A 22,114-nucleotide genomic window follows, 5' to 3' on the forward strand; every position below is an offset into this window, starting at 1 on the left:
ATCCAAAACCAGGCAAGCCGCATCCCGTTTGAAATCTGTCGAAAAATATCTTCTGGTCAAATCACACCTCTTCGTTGGGCGTAGATTAACGCCCTTTAGGGGTGTCCAGAATCATTAAGCCAGATCACCCTCACCCCAGCCCTCTCCCGGAGGGAGAGGGAGCCGATCGAGGTGAATGTTCGAGTTACATCGACCTGAAAGTCTTGCGTCGAACTCAGGTTCTGAATAGACCCCGATCGGCTCCCTTTCCCCCTCGCCTTTCCGGAGAGCGAGACGGAGCCGATCGTGTTGAATGTTCGAGTCACACCAATCTGAAATCTAGAGTTGAACCTGGCTTTTGAAAGGCACCGAGATCGGCTCCCTTCCCCCTCTCCCCCTTGGGGGAGAGGGCTGGGGTGAGGGGGATCGATATCAGCCACACCACCAAATTCAAGCAAAAAAAAGCCGCACCCCTAAGATGCGGCCTTGTCATATCCGCCGAAATCAACCGCCATCGGTATCAATATCGGCATCCGTCTCCTCCCCCGGCTTCGCCCGATCCGGTTGCGGTTCGAAGCCCGGACTGAACTCGTTGTCGTTGTCCGTGTGCTTGTTCTTCTGGTCCACTGCCGGGTCTGCGCTCTGCGCCTGACCATCCTCGCCCTGCTGCTGCGTCGGCGCCGGCTGCCCCTGCACCTGCGGGTCAATCGCTGGATCATTGCGGTTAATCGGTTCGCCAGATTGACTCTGTTGCCTGGTTTGCTCGTTCATGGCCACCTCGTTGGTCAAAACACCCCCGACACACATCCGCCGGGTGTTAAAGATTCGAAGCCTGGCCCGCGCCAACGTTCAAAACTTCGCCGCCCGCTTGATGGTGCCAGTCGGAACGCCGCAATTACCGGCTCAAGGCCCGAGCCAGAAACGGCGCAGTCTTGCTCTTCTTGCTCGCCGCAACCTTCTGCGGCGTGCCCGCCACGACAATCCTGCCGCCCTGATCCCCCGCCCCCGGCCCGATGTCGATCACCCAGTCACTCTGCGCGACCACGCGCATTTCGTGCTCAACGACAATCACCGTGTGCCCCGCCGTCACCAGCGTATCCAACTGCTCCAGCAACCGATCGACATCACGCGGATGCAGTCCGGTGGTCGGTTCGTCCAACACATACAAGGTCGCGCCGCGCTGGTTGCGCTGCAACTCGGTGGCCAGTTTGATCCGCTGCGCTTCGCCACCGGACAACTCCGTGGCCGGTTGCCCCAGGCGCAGATAACCCAGGCCAATATCGCGCAGCACTTCCAGTGACCGGCGAATCCCCGCTTGCTCGGCAAACACCGTCACCGCGTCCTCGACGGTCAATTGCAGCACCTGCGCAATGCTCAAACCCTCCCAGAGAATCGCCAGGGTCTGCGGGTTGTAGCGCGCGCCATGGCAGGTCGGGCACGGCGCATAAACACTGGGCATGAATAACAACTCGACACTGACAAAGCCTTCACCCTCGCAGGTGGCGCAACGGCCCTTGGCGACGTTGAAGGAAAACTGTCCGGCGTCGTAGCCGGCAGCCCGTGCCGCGTCGGTCGCGGCGTAGAGCTTGCGCACGTTGTCGAACAGCCCTGTGTAAGTGGCCAGATTGGAGCGTGGCGTGCGGCCGATGGGTTTCTGGTCGACCTGCACCAGTCGCTTGATCGACTCCAGCCCCGACGTCACCTGGCCGCTGCTGATCTGCGGCGCGTCGTCCTCGAGGCTGAGTTCTTCCGGCTCGCTGTCCACCGTTGTCCGCCCCAGCTGCGCGCCGACCAGTTCCAGCAGGGCCTGACTGACCAGACTCGACTTGCCCGAGCCGGACACGCCAGTCACCGAGGTGAAGCAACCCAGTGGAAATTCGGCGCTGAGGTTATTCAGGTTGTTGCGGGTGATGCCTTCAAGTTTCAGCCACGCCGTCGGTTTGCGCGCGGTGCGTGCCTGGCGCTGCGCTTCGGCAAACAGGTAGGCGCGAGTCTGCGATTGCTCGATCTCGGCCAGACCTGCCGGCGGGCCGCTGTACAGCACCTGCCCACCCTGCTCGCCCGCCGCCGGGCCGACGTCGATCAGCCAGTCGGCGCGGCGCATGGTTTCCACGTCGTGCTCGACCACAAACAGCGTGTTGCCGTCCGCCTTCAAGCGCTGCAACGCCTCGAACAACGCTTCGCCATCGGCCGGATGCAAACCGGCGGAAGGTTCGTCGAGCACGTAAATCACCCCGAACAATTGCGAACCCAGTTGCGTCGCCAAGCGCAAGCGCTGCAACTCACCGGACGACAGCGTCGGGGTGCTGCGCTCCAGCGCCAGATAACCGAGGCCCAGATCGGTCAGGGCGCTGACCCGCTCCAGCAGGTCCTCGGCAATGCGCTGCGCCGCCAGGCGTTTCTCCAGCGACAGGTTTGGCGTGTGGCGCACGTCTGGCGCGCTGGCGTGGCCACTGGCGCCATGAGCGACGCGCTGCTGGCGGGCCTCGCGGGTTTGCGCGTGACTTAAGGTCTCGCCGGTTTCTTCAGCGTGTTCGAGGTAGCTGGCCGCCGCCACCGGCCGCAGCACCTCGGCCACTTGCAGCAATGGCATCTGCGACAGCTCACCGATGTCATACCCGGCAAACGTCACCGACAACGCTTCACGTTTCAGTCGTTTGCCATCGCATAACGGGCAAGGGCTGCCGAGCATGAACTGCGAAACGCGCTTCTTCATCAGCGCACTTTGCGAGTGAGTAAACGTGTGCAGAATGTAGCGCCGGGCGCCGGTGAAGGTGCCCTGGTAACTCGGCTCCATCTTGCGTTTGAGGGCGACGCGGGTTTCTTCCGGGGTCAGCCCGGCGTACACCGGCACGGTCGGGGTTTCTTCGGTGAAGAGAATCCAGTCGCGCTGCTTTTTCGGCAGTTTTTTCCACGGGATGTCGACGTCGATGCCCATGGTCACGAGGATGTCGCGCAGGTTCTGTCCCTGCCACGCCAGCGGCCAGGACGCCACCGCGCGCTGGCGGATGGTCAGGTTCGGGTCCGGCACCATCAGCGGCTCGGTGACTTCATACACCCGCCCCAAGCCATGGCACTCCGGGCACGCGCCTTGCGGGGTGTTCGGCGAGAAGTCCTCGGCATACAACATCGGTTGCCCCGACGGATAACTGCCGGCGCGCGAATAGAGCATGCGGATCAGGCTCGACAGCGTGGTCACGCTGCCCACTGACGAGCGCGTACTCGGCGTGCCGCGTTGCTGTTGCAGGGCCACGGCCGGCGGCAGGCCTTCAATGGAGTCGACATCCGGCACGCCGACCTGATCGATCAGCCGTCGCGCGTACGGCGCCACCGACTCAAAGTAACGGCGCTGGGCCTCGGCATACAAGGTCGAGAACGCCAGTGACGACTTGCCAGACCCGGACACCCCGGTGAACACCACCAGCGCATCGCGGGGAATGTCGACGTCAACGTTCTTCAGGTTGTGTTCACGGGCGCCACGTACCCGGACCATGCCGGTGGGCGCTTTGGAGGTGCGTTTGGAAGTCATCGACCTGCCTTGGTGAAGAAATGTTCTACGCTCAGCTACCGAGCACCACCCGAATCATCTGCAACATGGCTTCCGGGCTGTACGGTTTGCCAAGCAAGTGCGTGTCAGGGCTTAACTGGTGATTGCGTGAAATGATGTCGCGGGTGTGCCCGGAGGTGAACAGCACCGCCACCGGCGGCGTCTGCACCTTGGCCCAAGCGAACAGGTCGGAGCTTTTGATCAGCCCCGGCATGACCACGTCAGTGAAAATCAGATCCACCTCGACACCTTCGAGGAGCATTTGCATGGCCGCATCGCCATGACCGGCGGTCAGCACGCGATAACCCTCCTCGCGCAACAATTCGACCGCCGAAGCGCGCACGGCGTCGTTGTCCTCGACCACCAGAATCGTTTCGTGGCCGCCGCTCTGCTGCCTTTGCAGACCGGGCGCCTCATCAAGGATCGGCCGCAGACTGCGCGGGAAGTACAACTGCACCCGCGTGCCTTCGCCAAGGGTGCTGGTGATCTCGACATGCCCGCCGCTCTGTTTGACGAAGCCAAACACCATGCTCAAGCCTAGCCCGGTGCCCTGACCGTCAGCCTTGGTGGTGAAGAACGGCTCAAACACTTGCTCGAGAATCTCTGGCGGGATGCCGGCGCCGGAGTCACTGACCGCGACGCGGACAAACTCACCGGGAACGATGCCTTTACCGGCACAGAACTCGCGTTCGAGTCGCACGTTGGCAGCGCTGAGCGCAATGGTGCCCTCGCCCTTCATCGCATCGCGAGCATTGATCGCCAGGTTGAGAATGGCGTTTTCCAACTGGTTGCGGTCGACGTTGATGTGCCACGGCTTTTGCGGCAGTTGCACGTCGATCTGAATGGTTTCACCCAGCGCTCGCTGCAGCAATTCGCCGACACCTTCGAAAATCTGCTGCGGGTTGCACACCGCCGGCGACAGAGGCTGGCGCCGGGCGAACGCAAGCAATTGCGAGGACAGCTTGGCGCCGCGCTCGACTGCTGCCAGCGAGGCGCTGACGCGGCGCTGCACGTTGGCATTGTTCGGTTCATGGCGCGCGAGCAGATGCAGATTGCCGGCGATCACTTGCAACAGATTATTGAAATCGTGGGCGACGCCGCCGGTCAGGCCACCAATCGCTTCAAGCTTCTGTGACTGGCGCAACTGCTCTTCAGCCGCCAGCCGCGCCTCGACTTCTTCGCCCACGCGCTGTTCGAGGTTGCGGGTAAATTTGAGCAGGGATTCTTCGGCGATCTTGCGTTCATGAATGTCGATCAGCACGCCGGGAAAGCGCAACGGCGCACCGTGTTCGTCGAACTCACAGGCGCCACTGGCCAACACCCAGGAATAACTGCCGTCACTGCGCCGCACGCGATACTCGGCGTTATACGGCTCACCGGTCTGCACGGAATGGGCGACGCGCTCTTGTACCCAGGCGTGGTCATCGGGATGGATGCGCGACTCGGCGATGTCCTGGGCCAGATTGCTCAGGTCATGCTCCGGCGGATAGGAGAACGTGCGGGCGAATCGCTCGTCTGCCGACAACGTGTTGTTTTTCACGTCCCAGACAAACGAGCCGAGCAAGGCCCCGGCATTCAACGCCAGACGCACCCGCTCGTTGTCGGCGCGGTAAGCGCTTTCAGCTTCCTGCCGCCGGCGTTCGGAGTGCATGAACTCGGTGGTTTCCACCACCATCGCCATCACCCCGGCCGGCTTGCCGTCATCATTGGCCACCGGGCTGTAATACAGGTCCATCCAGACGTCTTCGGGGACGCCATCGCGCAACAGCACCAACTCTTTATTGCGAAACGACAAGGTGCCGCCGGCCAGGCAGGTATCGACCACATGCCGGTTGAAATCGGCGACTTCCGGCCAGCCCAGCTCCACCGGCGCACCGAGTAGATACGGGTGCCGACCACCGGCAAATTTCGAATAGGCATCGTTGTAGATCATGTACCCGGCATAGCCCCAGAGCATGACCATCGGCAGCGGCGACGCCAGCATCAGTTGCACCGCGCTGCACAGGCTGGCCGGCCAGCTGTTCAGCGGACCGAGTTCAGTATGGCTCCAGTCGAACGCACTGATGCGCCCGGCCATTTCGCCTTTCCAGCCGTCACAACCATGGCTATCGGATAAAAACTGCATCGACTGACTCAGTGTCCTGTGGTGATTGCCCGATAAATCGCGACGCCATAACGACGCGACGCCCGTCTGTTTCGAGCGCCTCCAGTCGCATTGGTTTCATATGATATATAGCCGATTTCATCCGCGCCCGGAACCTAAACCCCGATCAGGTGCTTGAGCGGGTGGTAGCCGGTTTTCATTTTGGCGGCGGCGTCGAGAATGGCCTTCTCGATGCCGTTCAGATGCGTGCAGGTCAGCTCGATGGCGGCGCTCTGATTGCCGGCCTCGATGTATTCGATCAGGCGCAGGTGTTCGTTGTCGCGGCAGACTTCATGGCTGTCGTCGTCCAGCGCTGCAGCGTACAGCGAAGCGCGGGAGATCAGTTTCTGGAACCAGTCGAGCAGCACCGGGTTATTCAGGCTGCACGCCAGTTTGATGTGGAACTCACCGAGCAGATGGATCAGCCGTTCGTGATCGCCCGCCGCGTGGGCTTCATCTTCCAGCAGCAGGTGTTCGCGCAAATCCTGCATCGCCGCGCTGTCCTTGCGCCGGCACAGTTCGGTAACGATGCCGATCTCGATCAGCCGGCGGGTTTCAAACAGCGAGCGGAGCTCTTCATTGCTCGGCAGCGACACCGATGCCCCTTTATTCGGCTCGGTGGTGACCAGTCCATCGGCCTCCAATTGCTTCAATGCCGCGCGCACCGACGTGCGGCTGACATTGAATAATTCGGCCAGCGAGGCCTCACCCAGTTTCATCCCCGGGCGCAACGAACGCTTGCTGATCGCCTCGTAAACCCCTTGGTAGACGCGGTCGACCGTGGTTTCCGGTTTCTTTTCGGTCATTTGGGCACTCCTTTAACGTCGAGCAACTGAGTGCCACGCAGGATATAGCCTTCGGCTTCGAGATGCAGGGTCTTGATTGCACGTTGAGTGCGGATCAGCCATCGAGGCGGCGTCGCGCCACTTGTCTGCTCGTTGCAAGCAGGACATATGTGCCGGGAGGGGGCGGTGAGCAGGCTCACGCGTACATTTGATCTTTCCCACGCAGTGCGTGGGAAAGATCTTACCGGGCTCAGTCAGTGCCGTACTTCGGCGAGCGCGGGCCGTATAGCAGGCCTGCCCGGTGTCCGGCCGAGAGCAGACGATTGCTCGCCACACCGGCAATCGGGTAGCCGGCATCGGTGGAGCTGTTGATGATCTGCTTCACTGCCGCCGAGATCAGCATGCCGACGATACCGCCGGCATTGCTATTGCCGCCCTCTTCGCTCGACGCCCGGGCCGAACCGGTCCACAGCGTCGTGCCACTTTTCAGGTCGACCAGTTTCGCCGTCGCGGTCACTGCTGTTTCGCTGCTGATCACCATGTAGCGCGTACCGTATTCGGTCACGGTGATGTACAGCGCAGCGTCCGCACCGAAGATTTCCTTCAGTTTGCCTGGCGGTGCCTGGTGGATGTCGTCCGGGGTGCTCAGACCGTTCTGGCGGAACGTCTCATCAACCAGCGCAATCGGCAGCACGTAGTAACCGGCTTCGGCCAGTGGGAAGGTCACCTGCGACAACAGGCTGTAGGACGCCTTCACATCCGGCGAAGTGTTCAGCGGAGGCAGCACCAGAATGGTTTTCGGCCGCGCCTGTTTGTAGGCCGAGTAATCCACGGTCTTGGGCGCAACGCAGCCACCCAGCACGGTCAGGGCCAGACCAGCGGCCAGCAGTTTCAAGGTGCGCGCGATCATTTCGCGTCTCCGGTCTTGGCGTTTTTGAGCAGGAAATCCATGTACGTCCCAGACTCGGGGAACAGGGTTTTCTCGGTTTTGAACTGCTGCACCATCTGGTCGTCCTTGCCCATGCTCAGATAGAGCAGGCCAAGGTGCGCGTGGTAACCCGGCGGTACAGCCTTGCCGGTGGAGCGGATTTTCTGCAGGTCACGTTCCAGCGCTTCGGCCTGGGCTTCTTTCGGCTCTTCGCCTTTGAAGTATTCGTAGACCTGGGGCTCGTAACCTTCCCACTGGTACAGGGTTTGCGGTCCGGAGGCACAACCGGCCAACAAGGCGCTGGCGGCCAGCGTCAGCGCCATCAGCGCGCGCGACAAAGTCAGATTCATGGGTGTTGCTCCTTGCAATGGGCGTCGATCAGTTGCCCGGTTTCCAGGCACCGGCGTTCATGCCATCGACCAGACGATTGATCGCCTCGCGCATGGCCAGATCCAGTACTTTGCCGTTGAGGGTGGAGTCGTAGGCAGCGGTGCCGCCGAAACCGATGATTTCGCGGTTGGACAAGGCGTATTCGCCGGCGCCCTGGGTCGAATAGACCACTTCGGAGGTGCTGATATTGACGATATTCAGGTTGACCTTGGCGTAGGCCACCTGAGTCTTGCCACGGCCGAGGATGCCGAACAGCTGGTGATCGCCGGTCTCTTTGCGGCCAAACTCGGTGACGTCGCCGGTCACCACGTAATCAGCACCTTTCAGACGCTGAGCCTGGCCCTTGATCGCCGCTTCCTGCTGGATTTCGCCCATGTTGTCGCGATCCAGCACGCTGAAGCGGTTGGTCTGCTGCAAATGGGTGATCAGGATGGTCTTGGCCTGACCGCCGAGACGGTCGACGCCGTCGGAGAAAATCCCGCGCATATAGCTGGAGCGGTTGTCGAACTTGCCCACGGCCATCGGCACGCGAACGCCGGTCCAGACTTGTGTGGCGCTTTCAACCTTGGCCACCGGCAGCGCGCGGGAGCTTTCAGTGGCGCAACCGGCGAGTGTGCCGGCAATCGTGCCGAGCACGGCAATCGCAACGCCTGAGACCAGCATCCGGGAGATCATTCTCACTGAGTATTCCTTTTGAAAAACGGGGATGCCCCGACACGGCAAGGCGCTCGGGAGCTGAAAAGGGGCGGCATTATGACAAAGTGCCATCATTCGTGACAGGTTTTTTTGACGCCAGTGAATTGGCTGTTCCGGACTTGATCGTTCCCACGCTCTGCGTGGGAATGCAGCCACGAACGCTCCGCGTCCGCTGTGACGCGGAGCGTCACGGGAGGCGTTACCACGCAGAGCGTGGGAACGATCAGATCAGGGCGCGCTAATGGAAATCGCGGCTCTGCACGCGGATGCCATTGAGCAGCGAGCTGAGGTCGCTCAGGCGGCCGGCGATCAGGTGGCGCACTTCGCCCTTGCGCTCCCAGCGGCCATCGACCTTGAGCAATTGCGAACCGACCAGTACTTGCCGCTGACGCTCGGCCAGATCACGCCAGACCACCACGTTGACGTTGCCGAATTCGTCTTCCAGGGTCACGAAGGTCACGCCACTGGCGGTGCCCGGTCGTTGGCGTCCGGTGACCAGCCCGGCGACGCTCACCGGCCGACCGTGCTCGACGTCGAGCAACTCCTGCGAACTGCGGCAGCGCAAGGCCTTCAACTCGCCGCGCAACAGTGCCAGCGGATGCGGCCCCAACGTGGTGCCGACGGTGCTGTAATCGGCGTGCAGATCCTCGCCAACGCTGGGTTTGGGTAGTACCACCTCCGGCTCCTCCTGACTCGGCAACCCGGCAAACAGGCCCAGCTGTTTCTGCACCCCGGCGACTTCCCAGCGCGCCCGATGCCGATGTCCGGCCAGGCCACGCAACGCCCCGGAATCGGCGAGCAACGCCTGCGCCCGACTGTCGAGCGCCGCCCGCTCGCCCAGGTCGGCGACATCGGCAAATGCCCCGCGCGCGCGCGCCGCTTCGATGCGCCGGGCATCGTCCTCGCGAAAGCCCTTGATCATCCGCAGACCCATGCGAATCGCCGGTTGCACCGTCGTGGTGGTTTCCAGGCTGCAATCCCAGTCACTGGCGCGCACGTCGACCGGGCGGATCTGCAACTGATGCCGGCGCGCATCCTGGAGAATCTGGTCCGGGCTGTAGAAGCCCATTGGCCAGCTATTGATCAACGCGCAGGCGAACGCCGCCGGTTCGTGGCACTTGAGCCAGCAACTGGCGTAAGTCAGCAAGGCAAAACTGGCGGCGTGGGACTCGGGAAAACCGTAGCTGCCGAAGCCTTTGATCTGTTCGAAAATCTGCGCGGCGAACTCCGGCGTGTAGCCGTTTTTTTTCATGCCGGCGGCGAGGCGTTCCTTGTGCGGTTCCAGTCCGCCGTGGCGTTTCCACGCAGCCATCGAGCGACGCAACTGATCAGCCTCGCCGGGGCTGTAATCGGCGGCGACGATGGCGATCTGCATCACCTGTTCCTGAAACAGCGGCACGCCGAGGGTTCTTTCCAGAACAACCTTGAGTTCTGGTGACGGGTAGGTTTCCTCTTCTTCCTTGTTCCGGCGACGCAGATACGGATGCACCATCCCGCCCTGAATCGGTCCCGGGCGGACGATGGCCACCTCAATTACCAGATCGTAGAACTTCGCCGGTCTCAGGCGCGGCAGCATCGACATCTGCGCCCGCGACTCGATCTGGAACACGCCGATGGTGTCAGCGCGGCTGATCATGTCGTAGGTCGGTTTGTCTTCGGCTGGAATCGTCGCCAGGCTCAGATCCAGATTGCGATGGTGGCGCAGCAGGTCGAAGCAGCGGCGAATCGCGCTGAGCATGCCGAGGGCGAGAATATCCACCTTGAGCAGGCCGACTGCATCGAGGTCATCCTTGTCCCACTGAATGATCGTGCGCTCGGCCATGGCGGCGTTCTCCACCGGCACCAGCGTGTCCAGCGGCTGCTCGGAAATCACAAAGCCGCCGGGATGCTGCGACAGGTGCCTGGGGAAACCGATCAACTGCCCGGTCAGGCTCAGCACTCGGCGCAGCACCGGGCTGTCCGGGTCGAAACCGCCTTCGAGCAAACGCGCGACCGGCGGTGTTTCATCGCTCCAGTGGCCGCAGCAATCAGCCAGTGCGTTGATCTGATCCGGCGGCAGGCCCAAGGCCTTGGCCACGTCGCGCACCGCGCCGGCAGCGTGGTAGGTGCTGACCACCGCCGTCAGTGCCGCACGACCACGGCCGTAACGGCGAAACACGTATTGCAGGACTTCTTCGCGGCGCTCGTGCTCGAAGTCGACGTCGATGTCCGGCGGCTCGTTGCGCTCCTTGGACATGAAGCGTTCGAACAGCAGCGTGGTGCGATCCGGGTCTATTTCGGTGATGCCCAAGGCAAAACACACCGCCGAGTTGGCTGCCGAACCACGCCCCTGACACAGAATCTTCTGCTCGCGGGCGAAGTGCACCACATCGTGCACGGTGAGGAAGTAGCTTTCATAACCGAGTTCGGCGATCAGCTTCAGCTCATCATCGATCTGCTTGAGCACTTTGGCTTGAGGCCCCTGTGGCCAGCGCCAGGCAATGCCTTCTTCAGTCAGATGCCGTAACCAGGAACTGGCGCTGTGCCCTTCCGGCACCAGTTCTTTCGGATACTGATAACGCAACTCGCCCAGGTCGAAGGTGCAGCGCCGGGCCAGGCTCATCGACTCATCCAGCAGAGCCTGCGGATACAACTCGCGCAACACTTCGACACTGCGTAAATGCCGTTCGCCATTGGGATGCAGGCGTAACCCCGCCTCGGCCACCGGCACGTGATGACGGATCGCAGTCATGGTGTCCTGCAAGGCACGCCGGCCACGGGCATGCATGTGCACATCGCCGCTGGCCACGGCAGGAATCTGCAACTCGGCGGCCAGCCCCAACAATGCCGCCAACCGCTGCTGATCGTCCTGGCCACGATGCAATTGCACTGCCAGCCACAACCGTTCGCCAAAGGTCTGCTGCAGCCAACGACCCTCCTCCACATCATCAAGCGAGTCCGGCACCCACAACACCAGCAACCCCGGCAACGGCTCGGCGAAGTCTTCGCGCAGCACCTGATACTGGCCTTTCTGCGTGCGCCGTCGGGCGCGGGTGATCAGGCCGCACAGCGCTTGATAGCCCGCCAGATTCTCCACCAGCAGCACCAGTTTCGGGCCGTTTTCGATACGCACTTCGCTGCCGATGACCAGCGGCAGCTCCACCGATTTCGCCGCTTGCCAGGCCCGAACGATCCCGGCCAGCGTGCATTCATCGGTGATCGCCAGTGCCTGATAGCCGTGCTTTTTTGCGCGCTGGAACAGTTCCAGCGCACTGGACGCACCGCGCTGAAAACTGAAGTTCGACAGGCAATGCAGTTCGGCATAACCGTCGTTCATGCAAACCAGCCCTGCAGCCACAGCGGACCGCCCTCACCCACCGCCCGATAAGCCCAGCCCTGCTGACCGGCGCGGTTCTGGATCAGGTAATAATCGCGACGCACGTCGTCACCGTCCCACCAGCCGGACTCGATGCGCTCCGGGCCCATGAGAATCCGCGCCGAACCTTCCGCCACGCTTTGTGGCTCGCCGAGTAACCAGCCCGGACGATGCACGTTCGGCAAGCCTGCGCAGCGTTGTTTATCAACGCCGTGCTGCCACGCGCACTCGGGACGATGATCGGCCTGAAAACGCAACCCCTGCACCGCGTCATCGCCCAAGCGCGCACGCAGGCGTTCGCGCAACTGCTCCCACGGCAAGGTCTGCTGCGGACGGTCGTCGAACAGTTGCTGAAACTGCGGCACGAAACTCGGCAGGTCCTCGGCGCGCAGACGAAAGCCGCGCACGGGCGCCTCGACTTGCACTTGTTCCAGCCGGCCACGGGCCAGTTCGAAGAGCATCGCCGGATCACGTTCGGCGCTGAGCAGGCCGACCTTGATGATGCTGTCCGGCAGCCCGGCGTGTTCCAGGTGCAGATCGAAACGCTGCACGCCGCTGTCACGCCCGCAGAGGAACGCCGACAGATCGCCGGTCAAACGGCGTAACGGGAACAACAGTGCCTGATGGGACTGCACGTCAAAGTTGAGTTCGATGCGCACATCAAAACGATCCGGCGGCAGGTAAAACCCCAGCGCCAATGGCCGGGCACCGAACAAAGTATCGAGGTGTTTGAGCATCTGCGCTTCGAAGCGCCGGGCCAGCGCCTGACGCGGCAGGCTCTGCACCTGACTGAGATTGCGCAGGCCCATACGTGATAACGCCGTGGCCACTGCGGGTTCCAGACCGACGCGGTCGACGGGCAACTGACCGAGATGATGCTGCAAGGCCTCGCCGTCCGGCACCACCAAGCCGTCATAGGCGTTGGCCAGCACCCGCGCCGCCACGGGATTCGGTGCCGCGACGATGCGATGGCGGAAACCCAGATCGGTCAGTTCCCGGCGCAGTCGTGCTTCGAACTGCGCCCACGAACCGAACAGACCCAGGCTGGATTCGATTTCGAACACCACGGTGCGTGGGTAATGCACGCTGACCTGCGAGCTGAAACGGTAGGCCCACGCGGCGAGAAACTGCTGCCAGTGTTCGACCTCGGCGGCCTCGTAATCAGCCGTGGCAAAGCCTTTGCTCATCGCCTGCGCAGCGGTCATCGACTGGCCTGCGCGCAAACCAAGCTTGCGCGCCGCCGGGTTGACCGCTTGCAACACCCGGCGCTGGGCCGGGCCGTTAAGCAGCACCAACGGTTCATCGGGATCGGGACGCTGACGCAGCACGGCGTCCAGGGCCAATTGCGGAAACAGGATACACACCCAGCGCATGGTGACCTCAGTGCCCCACAGCAAAGGCAATCGGTGCCGTACGCGCCAGCCCGCCACGGCACTTGAGTACGCGCAACTGTGCAGGTCTGGCGTCGATGGCAATGCGTAACGCCGCCGGTGACGGGTTGATCGCTTCGCTCAACGGCCGCCAGGCAAACGCCAGGGTCTGACCGGTTTCCGCCGCCACCTGCAAACGGCGCAACGCGCGATCATCAGCCTTGTGCGGCCAGCACAGCACCGCGCCGCAACTGCCCGAACGTAAACATTGTTCCGCCGCCCACAAGGCATCGCGCTCGGTGGCCTGGATCACCGACAACTGGCGCAGATCGACCCCGGCGCTTGCCCACGCCTGCGGGTACGGCACGAACGGCGGCGCCACCAGCACGATGCGCTCGCCCGCCGCCGACAACCGCGCCAGCGTCGGCCAGACCAGCTGCAGTTCGCCGACACCGGGACCGGCCAGGAGGATTTCGCTCAACGCCGCTTCCGGCCAGCCACCGCTGGGCAGTGCCGCGTCCAGCGCGGCGTGGCCGGTCGGTTGCGGGCTGGCGGCCGGTGGCGCAGGCCGGCCTTTCCAGACCTGGCCGCCATTGAACAGCGTATCCAACGCAACGACGGCGCCCATCAGCCTTGCCTCACCAGACCGCAAAACACCCCTTCGATGGCCAGATCCTGATCGTCACGCACGACAATCGGCTGATACGCCGGGTTGCGTGGCAACAGCCGCACTGCATCGCCCAGCCGTTCGAAACGTTTGATGGTGACTTCACCGTCGAGGCGCGCTACGACGATCTGGCCGTTGAGCGCCTCGGGATTGCGCTTCACGCCGACCAGATCGCCGTCGAGAATGCCGTCCTCGATCATCGAATCGCCCTGCACCCGCAGCATGTAATCGGGCGTGCGGGAGAACAGCGCCGGGTCGAGCAGCAAGCGGCTATGGATGTCGGCATCGGCGCCAATCGGCGCACCGGCAGCGACGCGGCCGAGCACGGGAATGTCGAGCAATTCCGGGCGCGCCGGCTGCCCGAGCAGGCGAATGCCCCGGGCCTGATGCGGATTGACCTCGATAAACCCGGCTTCGGTGAGCGCGAGTACATGCTTGCGCGCCACGCTGCGCGAGGCAAAACCAAAAGCCTCGCTGATTTCAGCGAGGCTTGGGGGCTGACCGTGTTCGGCGATTCGATCGCGGATAAAAGTCAGAATGGCAGTACGGCGGGGAGTCAGGTTCGTCATGGAGTACATTTGTACTCCTGTAGGATTTTCCTGACAAGCACCGCAGGTCGGCCCAGGCCGACGCAGGAGTTGCCGAAGGTTCGGCAGCGCCTGCATTGATCTTCAATGGTCACTTGATCAGGGTGAAGTGGCCTGCCGATACTCGCGTGGCGTAAACCCGGTCGACGCCTTGAACTGGCGCGTGAACGCGCTGTGATCGGTGTAGCCGCATTGCAGCGCCACGTCCGTTATCGGCAGATCGGTGTGCAGCAATCGATGCGCGTGTTCCAGGCGTACTTTCTGGATCATCTGCCGTGGCGTCAGGTGGAATACCCGTTTGCAGTAACGCTCCAGTTGCGCCACGGAAATGCCGGCGATGCGGGTCAGTTCACCGAGGGTCACGCGGCGATTGAAATTCGCGCGAATATGCTCATCGACAGCCGCCAGCCGCTCGAATGCCGGGTGGTTTTCACTGGCCGATTGCAGGTCCACCGAAATCCCCGCCAGACCAATAATCACCCCGTCACGGTTATACAGTGGCTGCTTGTGCGTCAGGCACCACCCCGGTTCGCGGCTGCCGTACAGATGCAGTTCGAGCTGATCCTCCAGCACAAAACCCTCCTCCAGCACCTTGCGATCCTGCTCGGTGTAGCCCGGCCCGAGTTGCGCCGGAAACACCTGCGCGCTGGTCTTGCCCAGTAACGGACGCAAATCCTTCAAGCCACAGCGCTGCACCAGCGTGCGGTTGGCAAGCACGTATCGGGCCTGCACATCCTTGATAAAAATCGCCGCATTGGGGATCACATCAAGCATCGGCAACAACAGCGCCGCGCCGGCCAAGAGTTCCTCCAGTGTCTGCGGACGCTGGCCATTCATGCCTTGAGCGAGGATCGAAAACGCCTGCTGCATCAAAGATTCCCCTCGTAACGTGGACAGACCAAATGCCCGCCATGCGCCGTTCGCACGCAGATTGCAGCATCGTTCGCGGCGTGTCGAGGGCCATGTTTTATCGGCGTCATTGTGCTGATTTCGTCATCGAAGCCAGCAAAAAACATCAATCGCCGCGAGGTCGATGAGTTCAAAGTCTGGCCGTCCCAGTGACACAACTGCCTATCCAATAACTCACAAGAAGGCGATGCCATGTCAGGCCAAGGCAAGTTCAAAAAACAGCTTTCACTGATCGACCTCACATTTATCGGGCTGGGGGCGATCTTCGGTTCCGGCTGGTTGTTCGCGGCCAGTCATGTGTCCGCCATTGCCGGCCCGGCGGGGATTTTTTCCTGGCTGCTGGGCGGCTTCGCCGTGTTGTTGCTGGGCATCGTCTATTGCGAACTCGGCGCTGCACTGCCGCGTGCCGGCGGCGTGGTGCGTTATCCGGTTTACTCCCACGGGCCGCTGCTCGGCTACTTGATGGGCTTCATCACCCTGATTGCGTTTTCCAGTCTGGTCGCCATCGAAGTGGTCGCTTCGCGCCAATACGCAGCGGCGTGGTTTCCCGGCCTGACCAAGACTGGCACCGGCGATCCGACGATTCTCGGCTGGCTGGTGCAGTTCGGGCTGTTGTGCGTGTTCTTCCTGCTCAACTACCGCAGCGTGAAAACCTTCGCCAAGGCCAACAATCTGGTCAGCGTGTTCAAATTCATCGTGCCGTTGCTGGTGATCGGAGTGCTGTTCACCTTCTTCAAACCGGCCAACTTCGAGGTGCAAGGCTTTGCCCCGTTTGGCCTGTCCGGCGTCGAGATGGCCGTGTCGGCGGGTGGCATCATTTTCGCGTATCTGGGCCTGACGCCGATCATCTCGGTGGCCAGTGAAGTGAAGAATCCGCAGCGCACCATTCCCATTGCGTTGATCCTCTCGGTGCTGCTGTCGACACTGATTTACGTGCTGCTGCAAATGGCCTTTCTTGGCAGCATCCCGACGGAAATGCTCGCCAACGGCTGGGCCGGAATCAGCAAGGAATTTGCCCTGCCGTACCGCGACATCGCGCTGGCGCTGGGCGTGGGCTGGCTGGCGTATCTGGTGGTCGCCGATGCGGTGATCTCGCCGAGCGGCTGCGGCAACATCTACATGAACGCGACCCCGCGAGTGATCTATGGCTGGGCGCAGACCGGGACCTTCTTCAAGGTCTTCACCCACATCGATGAAAAGTCCGGCATCCCGCGCCCGGCGCTGTGGCTGACCTTCGCCCTGTCGGTGTTCTGGACGTTGCCGTTCCCGTCGTGGGAGGCGCTGATCAACGTGGTCTCCGCTGCGCTGGTGTTGAGCTACGCCGTGGCGCCGGTGTCGGTGGCTGCGCTGCGCCGCAATGCGCCGGACATGCCTCGGCCGTTCCGGGTCAAGTGCATGGGCGTGCTCGGGCCGGTGTCGTTCATCATCGCCGCGCTGATCGTCTACTGGTCGGGCTGGAGCACCGTGTCGTGGCTGCTCGGCCTGCAGATCCTGATGTTCGTGGTGTATCTGCTGTGCGGTCGATTTGTGCCAACCGCTCACCTGAATCTGGCCAGCCAAGTGCGTTCCTCGGCGTGGCTGATCGCCTTCTACGCGGTGACCATCGTGCTGTCGAAACTCGGCACCTTCGGCGGCCTCGGCATCCTCGCCCATCCATTCGACACCCTTGTCGTCGCGGCGTGTGCCACCGGCATTTACTACTGGGGCGCGGCGACCGGTGTACCGGCGCATCTGCTGCGCCTGGAAGAGGACGATGAGGAAAGCGAAATCGCTGCCCCCGCCTCGACCGTCTCTGCGCGCCCTGCTGGCGCCTACTGAAATCATCCAACGGGACATGTTCATGAAACGAGTACACGTGATTGATTCCCACACCGGCGGTGAACCGACGCGCCTGGTAATGAACGGCTTCCCCGAGTTGCCCGGCAATAGCATGGTCGAGAAGCGCGATGCGCTGCGCACTCAACATGATCAATGGCGCCGCGCCTGCCTGCTGGAACCGCGCGGCAATGATGTGCTGGTCGGCGCGTTGTATTGCGAACCGGTCTCGGCGGACGCCACTTGCGGGGTGATCTTCTTCAACAACGCCGGCTACCTCGGCATGTGCGGCCACGGCACCATCGGCCTGATCAACTCGCTGCAGTACCTGGGGCAAATCGAACCGGGCGAGCACAAAATCGACACCCCGGTCGGCCCGGTCAGCGCCACGTTGCATGACGACGGAACCGTCACCCTGGGCAACGTCCCCGCTTATCGCCATCGCCAACAGGTGCCGGTGGATGTGCCGGGTTACGGCCGCGTGTTGGGCGACATCGCCTACGGCGGCAACTGGTTTTTCCTCGTTTCCGAGCACGGCCAGACGCTGACCATGGACAACGTCGAACACCTCACAGCGTACACCTGGGCCATGCTCAAGGCCCTCGAAGACCAAGGCATTTGCGGCGAGGACGGCGCGGTGATCGATCACATCGAACTGTTCGCCGATGACGATCAGGCCGACAGCCGCAACTTCGTCATGTGCCCCGGCAAAGCCTACGACCGCTCCCCGTGCGGCACCGGCACCAGCGCCAAACTCGCCTGTCTGGCCGCCGACGACAAGCTGCAACCCGGCGCGACCTGGGTGCAGGCGAGCATCACCGGCAGCCAGTTTGAAGGTCGCTTCGAATGGCAAGGCGAACGCATCCGCCCGTACATCACCGGCCGCGCTTACATGACCGCCGACAGCACTTTGCTGATCGACGAAGCAGACCCGTTCGCGTGGGGCATCTGAACCGCCACGCTGACTTTTCACCTCAATTTGAATGATGTGCCAAGGAGTTAAAACAATGAGCGACAACATCTTCACCGGTTGCATGCCGGCCCTGATGACCCCGTGCACCGCCCAGCGCAAACCGGACTTCGATGCCTTGGTGGCCAAGGGTCGCGAGTTGATCGATATCGGCATGAGCGCCGTGGTGTATTGCGGCTCGATGGGTGACTGGCCGCTGCTGACCGAGGCCGAGCGTCAGGAAGGCGTGGCGCGTCTGGTCGCGGCAGGCATTCCGACGATCGTGGGCACTGGCGCGGTGAACTCCCGCGAAGCGGTTTCCCACGCGGCCCATGCGGCGAAAGTCGGCGCGCAGGGTTTGATGGTGATTCCCCGCGTTCTGTCTCGCGGCGCTTCAGTCACCGCGCAAAAGGCCCATTTCGCCGCGATTCTGCAAGCCGCGCCAAATTTGCCGGCGGTGATCTACAACAGCCCTTACTACGGCTTTGCCACCCGCGCTGACCTGTTCTTCGAACTGCGCCGCGAGTACCCGAACCTGATCGGCTTCAAGGAATTCGGCGGTGGCGCCGACCTGCGTTACGCCGCCGAAAACATCACCTCCAAGGACGATGACGTGACCCTGATGGTCGGTGTCGACACGCAAGTGGTGCACGGTTTCGTCAACTGCAACGCCACCGGCGCCATCACCGGCATCGGCAACGCACTGCCCCGCGAGGTGCTGCAACTGGTCGCCCTGAGCAAGCAAGCGGCCAAAGGTGACGCCAAGGCCCGGCGTCAGGCGCGGGAACTGGAATCGGCGCTGGCGGTGCTGTCGTCGTTCGATGAAGGCTGCGACCTGGTGCTGTATTACAAACACCTGATGGTGCTCAACGGCGACAAGGAATACACCCTGCACTTCAACGAAACCGATGCGTTGAGCGACTCGCAGCGGCGGTATGCCGAGAAGCAGTATTCGCTGTTCCGTCACTGGTACGAGAACTGGTCGGCGGAACAGGACTTCGCCTGATCACGTCCCCCTCACCTGCCGCGAAGCCTTGTGATTCGCGGCAGGCCTCCCTCTTTTTATCAGGAAGACACCATGACTTTGACGGGCCACATGCTGATCGGGCAGCACATGATTGCCGGCAATCGCAGCGCCATTCGCGGGATCAATCCGGCTACGAATGAAACGCTGGAACCGGCGTACGCCGGTGGAGCGGCCGAGCATGTCGAACAGGCCTGCGCGCTGGCCTGGGCAGCGTTCGATGTTTATCGCGAGACAACCCTTAATGTCCGCGCTGAATTCCTGCAATCCATTGCCGAAGAAATCGAAGGCCTCGGCGATGAACTGATCGACCGTGCCCACGCCGAAACCGGCCTGCCGCACGCGCGTCTGCTAGGTGAACGCGGGCGTACTTGCCAACAATTGAGAATGTTCGCTCGCACGGTCCGCGCCGGTGAATGGCTGGATGTGCGTGTCGATAGCGCGCAACCGCAACGTCAGCCGTTGCCGCGCGCCGATCTGCGTCAACGGCAGATCGCGCTGGGGCCGGTCGCGGTGTTTGGCGCGAGCAATTTCCCGCTGGCGTTCTCCGTGGCCGGCGGTGACACCGCATCGGCGCTGGCCGCCGGTTGCCCAGTGATCGTCAAGGCGCACAGTGCGCATCCCGGCACCAGCGAACTGGTCGGCCGCGCCGTCGCTCGGGCGGTAAAAAACTGTGGTTTGCCGGAAGGCGTGTTCTCGTTGCTGTACGGTTCCGGCCGCGAAGTGGGCATTGCGCTGGTCACGGATCCACGGATTAACGCAGTGGGTTTCACCGGCTCGCGTAGCGGTGGTCTGGCGCTGATGCAAGCGGCGCAAGCGCGGCCCGAGCCGATTCCGGTGTACGCGGAAATGAGTTCGATCAATCCGGTGTTGCTGTTTCCGGCGGCGCTGGATAAACGCACGCAAGCATTGGCGGAAGGGTTTGTGGCTTCGCTGACATTAGGCGCGGGCCAGTTTTGCACCAATCCGGGCTTGGTGATTGCCTTGAAAGGACCGGCGTTGGAAAAGTTCATCGCCGCCACCGCCGAGGTGATTCAACGCAGCCCCGCGCAGACGATGCTGACACCCGGCATCTTCAGCGCTTACGAGTCTGCCGTGAATGCACTGGCCGAAAATGCCGCTGCACGCATCACTGGCATCGGTCAGACCGGCAACGGCCCGAATCAATGCCAGGCCCATGTATTCGTGACCGAAGCCGCCGACTTTCTCGCCGATCAGCGCCTGCAAGCCGAAGCGTTCGGTGCGGCGGCGCTGATCGTGCAATGCAGCAATGAAGCGGAAATACGCCAGGTCGCCGAACACCTGGAAGGCCAGTTGACCGCGACGTTGCACCTGGATGAGCCAGACCTGCAACAGGCCCGCGCTCTGCTGCCGACGCTGGAACGCAAGGCCGGCCGGTTGCTGGTCAACGGCTGGCCAACCGGCGTCGAGGTGTGTGACGCGATGGTGCATGGCGGGCCTTTCCCGGCCACCTCCGACGCCCGCACGACTTCGGTCGGTACCGCGGCGATCCTGCGGTTCCTGCGCCCGGTGTGCTATCAGGACTTCCCGGACAGCTTGTTGCCTACCGCACTGAAACAGGCCAATCCGCTGCAATTGCGCCGTCTGCTCGATGGCCAAAGGGAAGCGCAGCACCATGGCGAATAACGGCTCCCACGACATCGCCGTGGTCGGCGCCGGCATCATCGGCGTCGCCTGCGCACTGCGTCTGGCTCGCCAAGGGTTGCGCGTGGTCGTGATCGATCAGCAGCAACCCGGCCACGGCGCCTCGTTCGGCAACGCCGGGCATCTGGCGACCGAGCAGGTGTTTCCGATTGCCGACGTGTCCATCCTCAAGCGCCTGCCGGCCATGCTGATGGACCCGATGGGGCCGTTGCGACTGGACTGGAAATACCTGCCGCGCGCCCTGCCATGGTTCACCCGCCTGCTGCTGAATCTGCGCCCGGTGTCTTTTCAGAACACCGTGGCGGGTTTGCGCGCGCTCAATGAAAACAGCCTGGACGCCTGGCAGCGCTTGCTCGCCGACATCCAGAGGCCGGACTTGCTGAAGATCGATGGTTCGCTGCTGGTGTTCGAACGCCCCGAATCGCGTCAGGCCATCCAGGCATTACAGGCTCGCCTGCATCAGCAGCAGGTGCCGGTCGATTACTGGCAGGCCGGCGTCATCCGCGAAACCGCGCCGCAACTCAGTGAACAGATCCAGGGCGGTTTGTTCTTTCCACGCACCGGGCACTTTATCGATCCCTACCGCGTGGTGTGCGAACTGGTCGAAGCGGCCAAGGCCAGCGGCGTGAGTTTTGTCCAGCAACAGGTTCAGGGCGGCTACGTGCAGGAGCACGGCGTTACGCTGACCACTGGCAATGGCGGCCTGACTGCCAGCCGCGTCCTGATCGCCTGCGGCGCACATTCAGCAAAACTCACCGCCGCCCTCACCGGCAAAAAAGTCCCACTGGACACCGAGCGCGGCTATCACCTGATGCTGCCGCAGGAACACAACCGACTGCCCTTCCCCGTGACCTCGCTGGAGCGCAAATTCATCATGACGCCAATGTCCGAAGGGTTGCGCCTGGCTGGCACGGTTGAATTCGCCGGACTGGAGAAACCACCGAGCATGGAGCGTGCGTGGCAATTGCACCGGTTGAGTCAGGGCTTGTTTCGCCAGGATCTGAATGCTGAAGCAGCGACGCCGTGGATGGGTTTTCGACCGTCATTGCCCGATTCATTACCGCTGATCGATCAGGTGTGTGGGGGCAAGGTGCTGCTTGCTTTTGGGCATCAGCATCTGGGGCTGACGCAGGCGGCGGTGACGGCGGAGATGGTGGTGCGGATGGTTTTGCCTGCGACTGCAAAAGAGGCCTGCCGGCTACCACTCAACGAACATTACAGGCTCGATCGTTTCTGAAAGGAAGTCTCTGACCCACCACCCTGCTTTCCGGCGCAGGCTGGTGGCCGCGCACTGGCAGATCGGCG

General features: G+C 62.5%; 17 protein-coding genes. 5 read left to right on the forward strand and 12 right to left on the reverse strand.

Annotation, left to right across the window (positions count from 1 at the left end; all coding sequences use genetic code 11):
• Positions 1–483: 483 nt before the first annotated feature.
• The 12 genes from AC0ZWN_RS18925 to AC0ZWN_RS18980 form a co-directional block, all read right to left on the reverse strand.
• Positions 484–750 carry a hypothetical protein gene (locus tag AC0ZWN_RS18925; RefSeq protein ID WP_460091186.1) on the reverse strand — a complete coding sequence of 89 codons (267 nt, stop codon included), beginning with the start codon at positions 748–750 and terminating at the stop codon, positions 484–486.
• A 124-nt stretch (positions 751–874) separates the two neighbouring features.
• Positions 875–3,508: an excinuclease ABC subunit UvrA gene (locus tag AC0ZWN_RS18930; protein WP_476336086.1), complete on the reverse strand. Its 2,634-nt coding sequence runs from the start codon at positions 3,506–3,508 to the stop codon at positions 875–877.
• Positions 3,509–3,539: 31 nt separating this feature from the next.
• Positions 3,540–5,651: an ATP-binding protein gene (locus AC0ZWN_RS18935; protein ID WP_460100267.1), complete on the reverse strand. Its 2,112-nt coding sequence runs from the start codon at positions 5,649–5,651 to the stop codon at positions 3,540–3,542.
• Between the two features lie 134 nt (positions 5,652–5,785).
• Positions 5,786–6,475, reverse strand: coding sequence for a GntR family transcriptional regulator (locus AC0ZWN_RS18940; RefSeq protein WP_095047854.1), 690 nt, complete (start codon positions 6,473–6,475; stop codon positions 5,786–5,788).
• Between the two features lie 229 nt (positions 6,476–6,704).
• Positions 6,705–7,364 carry a DUF799 domain-containing protein gene (locus AC0ZWN_RS18945; RefSeq protein WP_095047855.1) on the reverse strand — a complete coding sequence of 220 codons (660 nt, stop codon included), beginning with the start codon at positions 7,362–7,364 and terminating at the stop codon, positions 6,705–6,707.
• Complete coding sequence (locus tag AC0ZWN_RS18950) at positions 7,361–7,732, reverse strand: DUF4810 domain-containing protein (protein ID WP_093430820.1); 372 nt, start codon at positions 7,730–7,732, stop codon at positions 7,361–7,363. The genes AC0ZWN_RS18945 and AC0ZWN_RS18950 overlap by 4 nt, the downstream gene beginning before the upstream one ends.
• Positions 7,733–7,760: 28 nt before the next feature.
• Positions 7,761–8,447 carry a CsgG/HfaB family protein gene (locus tag AC0ZWN_RS18955; protein WP_161986630.1) on the reverse strand — a complete coding sequence of 229 codons (687 nt, stop codon included), beginning with the start codon at positions 8,445–8,447 and terminating at the stop codon, positions 7,761–7,763.
• Between the two features lie 259 nt (positions 8,448–8,706).
• On the reverse strand, positions 8,707–11,805 hold the full coding sequence (locus AC0ZWN_RS18960) for an error-prone DNA polymerase (RefSeq protein WP_476336088.1): 3,099 nt from the start codon (positions 11,803–11,805) through the stop codon (positions 8,707–8,709).
• Positions 11,781–13,196: a Y-family DNA polymerase gene (locus tag AC0ZWN_RS18965; protein ID WP_116254866.1), complete on the reverse strand. Its 1,416-nt coding sequence runs from the start codon at positions 13,194–13,196 to the stop codon at positions 11,781–11,783. The genes AC0ZWN_RS18960 and AC0ZWN_RS18965 overlap by 25 nt, the downstream gene beginning before the upstream one ends.
• Positions 13,197–13,203: 7 nt before the next feature.
• Entirely contained in the window at positions 13,204–13,821 is a 618-nt protein-coding gene (imuA, locus tag AC0ZWN_RS18970; protein WP_093430813.1) for a translesion DNA synthesis-associated protein ImuA, read from the reverse strand.
• Positions 13,821–14,438 carry a transcriptional repressor LexA gene (lexA, locus tag AC0ZWN_RS18975; protein ID WP_093430810.1) on the reverse strand — a complete coding sequence of 206 codons (618 nt, stop codon included), beginning with the start codon at positions 14,436–14,438 and terminating at the stop codon, positions 13,821–13,823. Before lexA ends, imuA begins: the two co-directional genes overlap by 1 nt.
• Before the next feature lie 108 nt (positions 14,439–14,546).
• Positions 14,547–15,317, reverse strand: coding sequence for a PAS domain-containing protein (locus tag AC0ZWN_RS18980; protein WP_476336090.1), 771 nt, complete (start codon positions 15,315–15,317; stop codon positions 14,547–14,549).
• A 231-nt stretch (positions 15,318–15,548) separates the two neighbouring features.
• On the opposite strand from AC0ZWN_RS18980, the gene AC0ZWN_RS18985 reads away from it, so the two are divergent.
• From AC0ZWN_RS18985 to AC0ZWN_RS19005, 5 genes are all read left to right on the forward strand, one after another.
• Positions 15,549–17,174 carry an APC family permease gene (locus AC0ZWN_RS18985; RefSeq protein WP_476336091.1) on the forward strand — a complete coding sequence of 542 codons (1,626 nt, stop codon included), beginning with the start codon at positions 15,549–15,551 and terminating at the stop codon, positions 17,172–17,174.
• A 22-nt stretch (positions 17,175–17,196) separates the two neighbouring features.
• Positions 17,197–18,123 carry a 4-hydroxyproline epimerase gene (locus AC0ZWN_RS18990; protein WP_476336093.1) on the forward strand — a complete coding sequence of 309 codons (927 nt, stop codon included), beginning with the start codon at positions 17,197–17,199 and terminating at the stop codon, positions 18,121–18,123.
• 55 nt (positions 18,124–18,178) lie between these two features.
• On the forward strand, positions 18,179–19,126 hold the full coding sequence (locus AC0ZWN_RS18995; RefSeq protein ID WP_258708355.1) for a dihydrodipicolinate synthase family protein: 948 nt from the start codon (positions 18,179–18,181) through the stop codon (positions 19,124–19,126).
• Positions 19,127–19,198: 72 nt separating this feature from the next.
• Positions 19,199–20,791 carry an aldehyde dehydrogenase (NADP(+)) gene (locus AC0ZWN_RS19000; RefSeq protein WP_476336095.1) on the forward strand — a complete coding sequence of 531 codons (1,593 nt, stop codon included), beginning with the start codon at positions 19,199–19,201 and terminating at the stop codon, positions 20,789–20,791.
• Positions 20,781–22,046 carry an NAD(P)/FAD-dependent oxidoreductase gene (locus AC0ZWN_RS19005; RefSeq protein ID WP_476336097.1) on the forward strand — a complete coding sequence of 422 codons (1,266 nt, stop codon included), beginning with the start codon at positions 20,781–20,783 and terminating at the stop codon, positions 22,044–22,046. Before AC0ZWN_RS19000 ends, AC0ZWN_RS19005 begins: the two co-directional genes overlap by 11 nt.
• The last annotated feature ends 68 nt before the right edge of the window (positions 22,047–22,114 follow it).

The organism is Pseudomonas sp. 3B-A001-10F, from assembly GCF_056313565.1.

Excerpts from the sequence above, each read along its gene's own strand:
- AC0ZWN_RS18930 (WP_476336086.1), bottom strand. The coding sequence starts at position 3,508 with ATGACTTCCAAACGCACCTCCAAAGCGCCCACCGGCATGGTCCGGGTA.
- AC0ZWN_RS18925 (WP_460091186.1), bottom strand. The coding sequence starts at position 750 with ATGAACGAGCAAACCAGGCAACAGAGTCAATCTGGCGAACCGATTAAC.
- imuA (WP_093430813.1), bottom strand. The coding sequence starts at position 13,821 with ATGGGCGCCGTCGTTGCGTTGGATACGCTGTTCAATGGCGGCCAGGTC.
- AC0ZWN_RS18945 (WP_095047855.1), bottom strand. The coding sequence starts at position 7,364 with ATGATCGCGCGCACCTTGAAACTGCTGGCCGCTGGTCTGGCCCTGACC.
- AC0ZWN_RS19000 (WP_476336095.1), top strand. The coding sequence starts at position 19,199 with ATGACTTTGACGGGCCACATGCTGATCGGGCAGCACATGATTGCCGGC.
- AC0ZWN_RS18990 (WP_476336093.1), top strand. The coding sequence starts at position 17,197 with ATGAAACGAGTACACGTGATTGATTCCCACACCGGCGGTGAACCGACG.
- lexA (WP_093430810.1), bottom strand. The coding sequence starts at position 14,438 with ATGTACTCCATGACGAACCTGACTCCCCGCCGTACTGCCATTCTGACT.
- AC0ZWN_RS18965 (WP_116254866.1), bottom strand. The coding sequence starts at position 13,196 with ATGCGCTGGGTGTGTATCCTGTTTCCGCAATTGGCCCTGGACGCCGTG.
- AC0ZWN_RS18950 (WP_093430820.1), bottom strand. The coding sequence starts at position 7,732 with ATGAATCTGACTTTGTCGCGCGCGCTGATGGCGCTGACGCTGGCCGCC.
- AC0ZWN_RS18995 (WP_258708355.1), top strand. The coding sequence starts at position 18,179 with ATGAGCGACAACATCTTCACCGGTTGCATGCCGGCCCTGATGACCCCG.
- AC0ZWN_RS18940 (WP_095047854.1), bottom strand. The coding sequence starts at position 6,475 with ATGACCGAAAAGAAACCGGAAACCACGGTCGACCGCGTCTACCAAGGG.
- AC0ZWN_RS19005 (WP_476336097.1), top strand. The coding sequence starts at position 20,781 with ATGGCGAATAACGGCTCCCACGACATCGCCGTGGTCGGCGCCGGCATC.
- AC0ZWN_RS18980 (WP_476336090.1), bottom strand. The coding sequence starts at position 15,317 with ATGCAGCAGGCGTTTTCGATCCTCGCTCAAGGCATGAATGGCCAGCGT.
- AC0ZWN_RS18935 (WP_460100267.1), bottom strand. The coding sequence starts at position 5,651 with ATGCAGTTTTTATCCGATAGCCATGGTTGTGACGGCTGGAAAGGCGAA.
- AC0ZWN_RS18955 (WP_161986630.1), bottom strand. The coding sequence starts at position 8,447 with ATGATCTCCCGGATGCTGGTCTCAGGCGTTGCGATTGCCGTGCTCGGC.
- AC0ZWN_RS18985 (WP_476336091.1), top strand. The coding sequence starts at position 15,549 with ATGTCAGGCCAAGGCAAGTTCAAAAAACAGCTTTCACTGATCGACCTC.